We start from the raw sequence: 12703 nt of genomic DNA, 5'->3' as shown, positions 1-12703 counted from the left end.
ACAAGAAACTCAAGGGACATCCTCGATGAACAAGCGCCTGTATCGCATCGTCTTCAACCGTTGCCGCGGCCTCCTGATGGCCGTGGCGGAAACCACCGTCAGCCAAGGCAAGGCCGTCGGCACCACGCCAAGTGCCCGAGGGCCTCGCAGCACCAGGGCTGTCGGATGCCCCTCAGCGCTCGTCTCGTCGCTGTGGCTCGCGGGCCTGGTGTGGTGGGTGCCCGTGCCCGCGCAGATCGTGGCTGACCCGACCGCCCCCGGCCCACAACGCCCCACCGTGCTCACGGCCCCCAACGGCACCCCCCTGGTCAACATCCAGACCCCCAGCGCCGCGGGGGTGTCGCGCAACACCTACCGGCAGTTCGACGTGAACCGTCAGGGGGCCATCCTCAACAACAGCCGCACCCACACGCAGACCCAGCTCGGTGGGTGGGTGCAGGGCAACCCGTGGCTGGCCACCGGCTCGGCGCGCGTCATCCTCAACGAGGTGAACAGCGCCCACCCGAGCCATTTGCGCGGCCCCATCGAGGTGGCCGGCCAGCGGGCCGAGGTGGTCATCGCCAACCCGGCGGGCATCCAGGTCAATGGGGGCGGCTTCCTCAACGCCAGCCGCGTCACGCTCACCACGGGCACGCCCATCGTCAGCGGCGGCGCGCTCGACGGATTCCGCGTCACCCAGGGCCAGATCCGTATCGAGGGCGCCGGCCTGGACGCCAGCCAGGCGGACCACGCCGCGCTGCTGGCCCGCGCCGTGCAGGTCAATGCCGGCATCTGGGCGCGTGAACTCACGGTGAGCACCGGCGCACAGCAGGCGTCCGCCTCGGACGCAGATGCAGCGGCCTCCACGCCGATCCAGGGCACGGGCCCGGCGCCGGGCGTCACGCTGGACGTGGCCCAACTGGGCGGCATGTATGCCGGCAAGATCGTTCTCGTCGGCACGGAGGCGGGCCTGGGGGTGCGCAATGCCGGCGTGATCGCGGCCACCACAGGGTCCCTCGTCGTGCGTGCCGATGGCTGGCTCGACAACCGTGGTCACATGCAGGCCCAGGGCGACGTGGCGGTCAACACCTCGGGGGCGGTCTCCAACAGCGGCAGCCTCTATGCCCACGGACAGGCGTCGATCGAAGGTCGCTCAGGCATCGTGCAGACAGCGGGTGGCACCATGGCCGCGGGCGGCACGCTGGCGCTGCGGGCCACCGCAGACGGCGCGCAAGTCACGACCCAAACCGGATCCGTCCTCGCGGCGGGGATGGATCCCCAGGGTCGGCTGGCAGCCCCCGGCCAGCTCACGGTGCAGGCCACCCACGCCGCGCAGCTCCAGGGACAGGCCCTGGCCGGCCGGCAGGTGAGCGTCGCCGCGGCGCAAGTCTCCCTGGCGGAAGGCCGGATCGGAGCCCGCCAGATTCAAGTCCATGCCACCGACGGCGACCTCGACGCCCCCGGGGCCACCCTCGCCGCTGAAGGCCCACTGAGCCTGAATGCAAGCCGGAACCTGCGAACGGACGCAGCCCTGGTCAGTGCTGAAAGCCTGGACCTCCAGGCCCGCCATCTCTCGAACGTTGGGGGCGAACTGGTTCAAGTCGGCGGCAGCGACCTGGCGTTACGCTTCGACGGCGGCATCGACAACCGCGAGGGCCGCATCGCCGCGGCCAGCCGCAACCTGCAGCTCCAGGCCGATCACCTTCTGAACGTGCACGGTCGCATCGAGCATGCGGGCGATGGAACGCTGAGCTTGCGCGCCAGGACGATCGACGGTTCGCACGGCCTCGTCGCCGCGGCCCATGGAGCCGACATCCAGGTCGACACCCTCACCCATGAAGGCGCGGTGCTGCAGGCCCACCGCATCGATCTGCACGCACAAGACCTCAGCAACCGGGGCGGCCACATCGCCCTGTCGGGCACCGCCCCCTCGCAGCTGGTCGTATCGAACGGGTTCGACAACACCGGCGGCTCCTTGGCCGCCAATGGCCGGTTGGACGTTGCTGCCGGCTCGATCCGCAATGCCCAGGGGTCCATCACCGCGCTGGACACGCTGACGGCTCAAAGCACGGGGCTGTTCGACAACGCCGGCGGGCAGCTCGCCGCCGGGGGCAGCCTGAGGCTGGACGGCGCCGAGATCGCCAACACCGGCGGACGGGTGCAGGCCGGCGGCAACCTGCAGCTGCAGGCCGAACGCTTCACCCACAGCGGCCACGTGGTGGCCGGCGGCGACATAGAAGCCCGCGCAGCGCACATCCACGCCACGGCCACCAGTGTGACCGCAGCCGGCGTGCCAGTGGATGGCAGCGTGCCGTCCCCGGCCAACGCAGGCCATCTCCGGATCACTGCTTCGGACACCCTTGTCGCACAAGGTCGCCAGATCGCCGCCGCCCAGGCGCACCTGGAGGGCGCCAACATCGACCTGAGCGGTGGCCAAACCACGGCTCAACACATTCAAATGCGCGCCGCCGGCGCCATCGTCACCGACGGCGCCACGGTCTCCACGCCCGGACGTCTCTTCATCGCGGGCCGGAGTGCCGCACACGCGGCAGCGCTGAGCAACGTGCAGGGGGTGCTCAACGCCGGGCAATTGGAGCTCGGCGTGAACCGTATCGACAACACGCGCGGCGAGATCGTGCAGACCGGCTCGATCGACACGGTCATCGCCGTGGCCGACGGGATCGACAACTCGCAAGGCCGCATTGCTGCGCGCGGCGACCATCTGGCGATCCAGGCCAGCGCGGTCGTCAATCGCGGCGGCAGCATCGAACACCATGGCGGGGGCACACTGGCGTTGAATGCCGGCAGTTTCGAAGGCCAGGGCGGCCAGATCTTCGCGCGCTCGGCGCTGGATCTGCAGGCATCGGCCGTGCAACATGATGGGGCGCTCATCGAGGCCGAGAACCTGCATATTCGGACCGGTACGCTGAGCAACCGAGGCGGCGCCATTGTGCAGGTGGGCACAGGTCCGGCCCATCTTGCCGTGCAGGGACGGCTGGACAATGCGCAAGGCACGATCGCCGGCCAAGGGGCGCTGACCCTGTCGGCAGGCACGCTGCACAACGAAGCCGGGCGCGTCACCGTCGCGCAGAATCTGGCGGTCGAGGCCGGCACGCTGGCCAACACCGGCACGCTCTACGCCGGCCGCGACCTGCAGCTCACGGCAAGTGGAGGCCTGGAGAACGGCGGCATCCTCGCCGCACGGCGCCACGCTGAAGTCCTGGCCGGCGAACTCCGCCAGGGTGCGAGCGGGCTGCTCGCCGCCGGCCTTGGCCATGACGGCCGCCTGGAAGGAGACGGCCACCTCAGTGTGCACACCGCGCAGGCCCTTACGTCGCAGGGTCAGATGATCGCCTCGGGTGCTGTGTCACTGGAAGGTGCGCAGCTCGACCTGCGCGGCGGCCAGGTGCATGGCACAGACGTCTCTCTCATCGCGGCCGACGGCACCCTCGATACCCGAGGCGCCTTCGTCACGACGACCGGACGGCTCCAGCTGGCAGCGCGCGGCGAGGAAGGCCTGGTCAACGCAGGCGGAACCCTCTCGGCGAGCCGCCTGGTGGTCGACGCCGCCCGCATCGACAACACCCGCGGCGAGATCGTGCAGACCGGCACCGACGATCTGAGCCTGCAGGCCACCACCCTGGACAACACCGAGGGCCGCATTGCCTCGGCCAGCGCCGCCTTGCGCATCCAGGCCCACACACTGGTCAATGCGGCCGGCCGCATCGAGCATGCCGGTAGGCAATCCCTGCAGATCGAGGCCCACACGCTCGACAACACCGCCGGCCGTATCCTGTCTCGGGACATCGCCCTGCTGGCAGATACTCTGAACAACACGCGCGGCGCCGTCCACGCCACCAGCGGCGCACTCACCATCGACGCCGCCGAGCTGCGCAACCTGCACGGTGGGCAACTGCACGCCGCCCAGGCCCTCGCACTGGACGCCCGGCGACTGGACCATGCCGGCAGCCTGCGCTCAGGCACGGCGCTGGAAGTCACGGTTGCCGAAGAACTGGCCAACGCCGGTCTCATCGCCGCGCAGGACATCCGCCTTGCAGCCGGAACATTGAACAACACGGGAGACATCGATGCCGCCGAGGCGCTGCGCCTGCAGGCCGCGCAGGCCCACAACGCCGGGCTCCTCTACGCCGGAGCGTCGCAGACCCTGGCCTCGGACGAAGCGCTTTCCAACAACGGCGTGATCGCCGCACGAGGCGCCCTCACGCTGAACGCCGGCCGCGTGGACTCCGCAGCCACCGGCCTGCTGGCCGCCGGCTTGGAACGCAACGGCTCGCTCACCGGCTCGGCCGCCCTGGCCCTCTCGGCTCGGCAGGATCTGCAGGTGCAAGGCCCGGTCCTCGCCTCCGGCACAGCGACGCTGCGGGGGGCATCGGTGGACCTCTCCCACGCCGATGTGCGCGCGGCAGACCTCCACCTCCAGGCCACGCAGGCTGGCGTGCGCACCCATGACGCCAGCATCGTGGCCACCGGCGCGTTGCGCATCGACACCCCCGGCTCGCTCGACAACACCGCCGGCCTGCTGGCCGGCAGGCAAATTCACCTCGACACCCTGACCCTCGACAACCGCTCCGGCGAGATCGTCCACACAGGCAGCACCGAGGCACGGTTCAGGGTCTCGGCTTCGCTCGACAACCGCGGCGGGCGCATCGCGCTCAATGCAGACGAAGCACGCCTGTGGGCCCCTACCCTGCTGAACACCAACGGGCGCATCGAACACGCAGGGACCCAGGCCCTGCACATCGAGGCAAGCGCCCTCCAGGGGGAACAGGGTCACATCGAGAGCAACGCCCAGCTTGCCATGAACGTCGAAGGGGCGGCCCGTCTGGATGGTGCGCAGACCGTGGCCCGGCAACTGACCATCGACGCCGGCAGCCTGAGCCATCGCAACGCGGTGATGCTGCAAACCGGCACGCAGCAGGCCTCGGTCACCGCCGCCAGTGCCATCGACAACACCGGCGGCACTGTGTCCAGCAACGGTGCACTGACCCTCCAGGCCCAGGCACTGACCAACGTGAGCGGCACCGTCGCAACCGCCGATGCGCGACAGCTCGATCTGACCGTGGACGGCACGCTGGACAACAGGCTGGGCCAGATCGCAGCGGGTGGCAATGCAGAACTGCACATCGGCCGGATCGACAACACCAGCGGGCGCCTGACCGCTGGCCAGTCCCTGTCCATCGCGGCACGCCAGGACGTCCACAACCACGCCGGCGTGATCGCCGCGCGGAGCAACGTTCTCGTCTCGGCGGATGCGGTCAACAACACGCAGGGCACCCTGGCCTCGGTTGAGTCCGGCGTGCACGCACTCGCCGCCGGCCTGGTGCAAAACGACGCGGGCCGCATCGAAGCGGCCGGTGCCGTCACGCTGCAGGCCGCAGGTCTTCGCAACACGGCCACCGGCCAAGCGCAGGCTCGCATCGTTGGTCAGACCCTGCAGATCGACACCCTCGGGCAGGCGCTGGACAACACCGGGGGTACGCTGGCCGCCCGCGCTGACGCCGTCCTCGAGACCGGTGCGCTCGACAACACCGTCGGACTCGTCCAAGCCGGTGGCCGCCTGCACATCGACACCCACGGCCACGAACTCATCAACGCCTTCACGAACGGGAACAGCGACACGGGCCTGGTCAGCGGTGGCGCGATGAACGTGCACACCGGTGCACTGGACAACCATGCCGGCTTCATCGGTGCTGTGGGCCACCTCACGGTACGCAGCCAGGCCGTCACCAACACCGGCAACGCCCACGTGCTGGCGCGGTCCTCGCTCGACCTGCAGGCCACCCGCCTCGACAACCGGGCGGGGCAAGTGCAGGCGGCCGGCTCGATGACGCTGGACCTTGGCGGCGGCACCCTGGACAACCGGGGCAGCCTGCTGCGCGCGGGCCAGACCCTTTCCATCACCGCAGGAACGATTGACAACCGCGACACCCTGGGCAGCGACCAGGGCCTCGAAGCCACCGAACTGCACCTGGCTGCCACGACGCTGCGCAACGCCTCGGGCGCCCTGCGCGCGGACGGCAGCCTCTCCGTTGCGAGCCGTGGCAGCATCGACAATACCGGGGGGCTCATCACCTCGCTGGGCGAGGTGGCCCTCATCGACACCCAGGCCGACCGCACGCTGAGCCTCTCCAACGACGGCGGTACCATCTCCGCCGGGCAAAGCCTGCAGATCCAGGCCGACCGGCTCACCGGCACCGGCCGCATCGTCTCCGGCGGCAATGCCTCCGTTGCGCTTGATGCCAGCCTGGCCCACGCCGGCGAGATGGCCGCGGCGAACAACCTGCAGCTCACGCTGGGCGGCTCGCTCGACAACAGCGGCCGCATCGAAGCCGGTGGCCAGCTCCAGCTGCACGCCGCGGGCCTCGACAACCGCGCCAGCGGCGAGATCATCGGCCAGAATGCACGCATCGACGTGGCGGGTGCGCTCACCAACCGCGGCCTCATCGATGGGGCCTCCGTGCACGTGCAGGCGAACACCTTGCACAACCTCGGCTCCGGGCGCCTCTATGGCGACCACCTCGCCCTGCAGGCCGGCACCCTCACCAACGACACCGAGACCCTCGACGGCGTACGTGCCGATGCGGTGATCGCGGCGCGCGAGCGGCTGGACATCGGTGCGTCCACCCTGACCAACCGCGAACACGCCCTGCTCTTCAGCGCCGGCGACATGGCGCTGGGCGGCGCGCTCGATGCCAACCGGCAAGCCACCGGCAGTGCCAGCCTGATCCACAACGCCAGCGCCACCATCGAGGCCCTGGGGAACCTGGACGTCGCCACCAGCCTGCTGCGCAACACCAACGAGCACGTCGAGATCGGCTACCAAGCCAGTGAACCCATCCGCCGCGTGATTCACCAAGTCGGCTCTGCCGAATACGACAACACTGAAGTTGCGTACACCCGCTACCGTGGCCAAAGACAAAACCAGAATCTCTACCTGGTACCCGACCAACAATTCTTCGAGCAGAATCGCCCACTCGGTGAGGTGGGTGACAAGTACCTGCTGTTGCCCAGCGATCGCTATCCTCTCCATACCTTCGGCCCTGCCGGCGCGCTCGATCGCGTTCCTTTGGCGGCCTACGAACCTGCCTCTGTCGGCGTCTCCCACGACAGCACCTACGAGATCCCCGAGGTCTACCGCTACGACAGGGCCAACCCCTTGTGGGACCTCTTTGGCGTTCCCCGGCCCGACAGCGATCCACCGGCAGCGCCCGCACCGGACTGCTCGGGCCATCCGTCCGGCTGCCACACCCAACAACAAGTTTATGAAGACTGGAAGCGCCGCAACCACGCGTTGTATCTCCAGCTCAATGCCGCGATCGACGCCTTCGCTGCCGATGTCGCTCGCCGCCGCGTGGGCAACTGGACTTATCTGCGCGTCGAAGAAACCCAGATCAATCCTGTGCTGCTCCACAGCGACCCGGCGCAAATCCGCGTGGGCGGCCATGCGCGACTGACGGGCCACACCATCAACGAAGGAAGCCACATCTTCGTCGGTGGCACCCTCAGCGGAGATGCAAGCGCTATCGACAACCGCGCCATCGAAGCTACCGCCACCACCACCCGCAGCGGACACGCCGTCAGAACCTGGCGTGAAAGTACCTCCTGGAGCGGCACCGATCGGAATTACGCCTACACGCCTTACGAGGTCAGGGAGAACCGCACCGTCAGTGTAGGCTCGGCCGAAATCCGGATCGCTGCTCCCATGTCAACGCACACCGCGGTACCCGAGCGCGCCGAACGCCCGCTGCTGGTGACACCCAGCAGCAGCACCACGCCCAGCCTGAGCTTGACACCGCGCCCGGTCATCACCGAAGTCCCCAGCGTCACGACAGTGCAGGCCGTCTCCCGCGCCGCGCTATCTGCCGCCGCCGTCGGCGGGTCGCTCCCGCTGCCGGGTGCCATCGCGACCGCACCGGCCGGCGAACTCGGCCAGGTGCCGGACGTGGGTTCACCGGGCGCCGGCGGGCCCGGCACCCCTTCCGCACAGCCGGGGGCCTCCGCCTCCGAAACGGTGCAGGCCCTCGCCCGAGGCGCCCAGGCCGTCACAGGCGTCGAGGTGAACCGCCTCGTGCCTGCCGGCGAGAGCCCTGCCACCGTCGATGGAGCACCGCAAACCGTCATCCGCACCGTGACACTGCCCGTGAGCCTGCCCACCAGCAGCCTCTTCCGGCCGCAGCCCGAGCCCGGCGCGCGCTACCTCATCGAAACCGACCCGCGCTTCACCAACCACCGCCAGTGGCTGGGCAGCGACTACCTGCTTCAGCAGCTCCAGGCCGACCCGGCCACCACCCACAAGCGCCTGGGCGACGGCTTCTACGAGCAGCGCCTGGTGGCCGAGCAGGTGGCCCAGCTCACCGGCCGGCGCTTCCTGGACGGCCATGCCGACGACGAAGCCCAGATGCGCGCCCTGATGGACGCGGGCCTGACCTTCGCGCACGAGCACGCACTTCGGCCCGGCATCGCGCTCACCCCCGAGCAGATGGCCGCGCTCACCAGCGACATCATCTGGCTCGTCGAACGCGAGGTGAGCCTGCCCGATGGCACCCGCCAGACCGTGCTTGTGCCGCAGGTCTACGTGCGCGTGCAGCCCGGCGACCTGGACGGCACGGGCACCCTGCTCAGCGCCGATCGGCTGGAACTGGACCTGACCGGCGACTTCACCAACAGCGGCACCGTGGCCGGGCGCACCGCGCTCGCCATCACCGCCGAGAACGTCAAGAACCTGGGCGGGCGCCTGACGGCCCAGTCGGTGGACGTGCACGCGCGCCAGGACCTGGACACCCTGGGCGGGCTCATCGACGCGGGCAGCCGCCTGTCGGTGAGCGCCGGGCGTGACCTCACCGTGGCCAGCACCACCGCCAGCACGGCCACCCAGGCGGGCCCCAACCTGTTCGAGCGCACCACGCTCGACCGCGTGGCCGGCCTGTACGTGAGCGAAGCCGGCGCCACCCTGCTGGCCAGCGCCGGGCGCGACCTCGTGCTGCAGGCCGCGCAGGTGAACCACGCCGGCGCGGGCGGCACCACGGTGCTGGCCGCCGGGCGCGACCTCACCCTGGGCACCGTGGCCACGTCCCAGGCCGACCAGCTCCAGTGGAACCGCCGCAACTGGCTCCACACCGGCCAGCAGCAGGACGTGGGCACACAGATCCAGGCCACGGGCGACGTGGCCCTGCTGGCCGGGCGCGACCTGAGCGCACGCGCGGCCACTGTGAGCAGCGAACACGGCGGCGTGCTCGCCCAGGCCGGGCGCGACCTCACCGTGGATGCCGGCCAGGCCCGCCAGTCCTACGAGCAGGCCAGCCACATCAAGAGCAGCGGCTTCCTGCGCAAGAAGACCACCACCACCCACGACCACGTCGAGCAGACCCAGGCCCTGGGCAGCACCTTCAGCGCCGAGACAGTGGACCTGCTGGCCGCTCGCGACCTCACCGTGCGCGGCTCCGACGTCGTCTCCAGCACCGGCACCACCCTGGCCGCCGCGCGCGACGTGACGATCGAGGCTGCCACCGAGAGCGTGGGCGAACAGCACTTCAAGGAGACCAAGAAGAGCGGCGTGTTCTCCAGCGGCGCCTCCCTCACCTTCGGCAAGCAGCAGCACAGCACCGACGCCGAGCTGAGCCACACCACCGCCCGTGGCGCCACCGTGGGCAGCGTCGAAGGCCACGTGCTCATCCAGGCCGGTGGCGCCTACCGGCAAACCGGCAGCGACGTGCTCACCCCCGGCGGTGATGTGACCGTCGTCGCCCAATCCATCCTGGTGGACGGCGCACGCGAGGAGCAGCAACTCGAGCAGACCACGAAGTTCCGCCAGAGCGGCCTGAGCGTGGCCGTGAGCAGCCCCGTCATCTCGGCCGCCCAGGGCGTGGCCCAGATGAGCCAGGCCGGCGCTCAGGTGGGCGACCCGCGCCTGCAGGCCCTGGCCGCCGGCAGCGCGGCCCTGAGCGTGCGCGAGGCCGCCCAGAGCATCAGCCAGAGCCCGCAAACCGGCGGGGGCTTCACCGTGAGCCTCACCGTGGGCGGCGCCAAGAGCGACAGCCAGCTCACCCAGAGCGCCAGCGGCACCCGGGCCTCCATCATCGAAGCCGCAGGCCACGTCAAGCTCATCGCCGCGGGTGCGGGCGAGGACAGCCACCTCACCCTCCGCGGCAGCGACGTGAGCGCCGCCGGCCAGGCCACCCTCCTGGCCGAAGGCAACGTGACGCTGCAATCGCAGGCGCAGTCGGTGCAGCAGCACAGCACCGAGCGCAGCAGCAGCGCCGGCGTGGGCCTGGCGCTCACCTACGGCCAGAGCGGCTGGGCCGCCGGCTTCACGGCCAACGCCAGCGCCGCGCGCGGCCACGCCGACGGCCAGGACCTCACCCACCGCCACTCCGAGGTGAAGGCCGGCCAGAGCGCCACCCTCATCTCCGGGGGCGACACCACGCTCAGCGGCGCGCAGGTGAGTAGCGAGCGCATCGTGGCCCAGGTGGGGGGGAACCTCACCATCCACAGCGTGCAAGACACCGCCACCTACGACAGCCGCCACCAAAGTGCCGGCGGCAGTGTCACCATCGGGTACGGTTTTGCGGCCAGCGCGAGTTACAGCCAGGCCCGGGTGGAGGCCGACCACGCCAGCGTGAGCCAGCAAAGCGGCCTGCGCGCCGGTGACCAAGGCTTCCAGGTGGAGGTCAAGGGCCACACCGAGCTGCAAGGCGCGGTGATCGCCAGCACCCAGGCCGCCGTGGACGAGGGCCGCAACCGGCTGGCCACCGGCACGCTGCGCACCCAGGACCTCACCAACCGCAGCGAGCACGAGGCCCGGGGTATCAGCTTGTCCGGGGGTTTCAGCTATGGGGGCTCGGGCAAGCAGGGCTCGTCTGAGGGTGCCAGCGCCAACAGCCCGGGCTCAACCAGCGCACCCGCCCAGCCCAGCAGCGGCGTGGCCCTGCAGCAGTTCCAGACCCAATCCCAGGGCATGGCCGCGGGCTATGTGAGCGACAGCCGTTCCCGCACCAGCACCACGCGCAGTGGCATCAGCGGGGGTGAGGTCGTCATCTCCGACGCAGCCGCTCAACAGGAACGCACAGGGCAGAGTATTGAAGAGACCCTGGCCAGCGTGAACCGCGACGTGCTCTCCAGCACCGAGGCCAACGGCCTGAGCCAGCGCTGGGATGGGCGCAAGCTGCAACAGCAGGTGCAGGCTGGCGCGCAGATCGTGGCGACGTTTGGGCAACAGGCTTCCAAGGCGGTGGGGGACTATGCCACCAACAAGGCGCGTGAACTGCGCCAGCAGGGCAACGAGGAAGAAGCCCGCAAGTGGGACGAAGGCGGCGCCTACCGCGTGGCCGCGCACATCGCCGTGGGCGGCTTGAGCGGGGGGCTCGAAGGGGCCTTGGGGTCGGGCTCGTCGGCCGCGGCCGTGCCCCATCTGGCCGAGGCGATCAACGCCGCCGGCCTGCCCGAGCCGGTGCGCCAGGCCGTCATCGCCGCCGCAGGCACCGCCGTGGGCGCCCTCACCGGCGGCACCACCGGGGCGGCCACCGGCTTCAACCAGACGGCCAACAACTACCTCTTGCACGAGGAACAGCTGGCGCGCTCCCAGGCCGATCAGGCCTGCCGATCGGGCGACGCCCAGGCCTGCCAGACCCGCGAGCGGCTGGACCAGCTCAGCCAGACGCGCCAGGCCGAGCTGAGCCACAGTTGCCTGGATGGCTCGGCCGCACAATGCCGCGCCAACCTCTCCTTGCTCAGCCAGGACTACCTGGCCCTGCAGGCCAGCGCCCAGGACCTGGCCGCGCGCATCGCCGCCAGCACCGACCCCCGCGAGGTCGAGGCCCTCAAGGCGCTTCAGAAGCAGAACCAGACCCACCTCAGGCAGGTGGCCGGGCTGCTCAAGACCAACCTGGGCGAGATCGACCAGAACAAGGGGGGCCTCACCCCAGCCGAGAAGATCGTGCTGGCCAGCCTCCATGCCGACACCAGCGGGCGCGAGATCACCGAGGCGCTCATCGGCGCGGCCATCCTGGGCAAGAAGGCGGCTGACAGGCTGGCCGGGGTGACCAGTGGCTCCTCAGGAGCAAAGCCCCCGTCCGCCGACGCGACGCAGGTCGAGCAGCAGAAGATCGAAAATAACGTGTACCGCGATGGCAGCATTGCCGATCCCTCGCAACCGATGTCGGCGACCGGGCCGTGGACGCCTGCTGCAGCGATGACGCCAACACAAGCGCAAGAAGCAATTCAGGCCGCATTGCCAGCAGGCGTTAGAGTTGTCGCGAGTCAAAGTGCCGATGTACTGAATGCGGCGGATATCGCTAAAGGACGCAGCCCTTCATACGTCCCTGGCTCTTCAGTGCTGGATGTCACAACGACTCAGACAACATCCTTCGTGCGGGTGTATGTGGAAGGCGGCAAATCGGGCCCTGCCGGGGGATGGATCATGCGCGCCGAAGACATCCGGGGGCTGACGCCGCAGCAGATTGCCAGCAAGTACGCCCTGCCAGAAGTGCCCAACATGATGGTGGATGTGAGGATTCCGGCTGGAACCAGGCTGAGCGTGAGCGTGGCCAACGGGATATCCCCGCACGCCGCCGTCACCGGCACTCGCACCGGGGACAACGGCGGCGGGGGTGGGGTGCAGTTCCAGATCAAAACCGAATTCTCCGACCGAAACGAGTTCGCAAGAATGTTCAGCAATCCTCGTCCGCTATCGTCAAACGGGAAGTGA

The 12703-nt window shown here is 69.7% G+C and carries 1 protein-coding gene; it reads left to right on the top strand.

The annotated features are described in order from the left end of the window. Positions 1-25 precede the first annotated feature (25 nt). Entirely contained in the window at positions 26-12703 is a 12678-nt protein-coding gene (locus AC1ECW_RS10165; RefSeq protein WP_481201754.1) for a two-partner secretion domain-containing protein, read from the top strand.

The organism is Caldimonas hydrothermalis (assembly GCF_056746695.1).
This window is presented reverse-complemented; position numbering and strand designations above follow the sequence as displayed.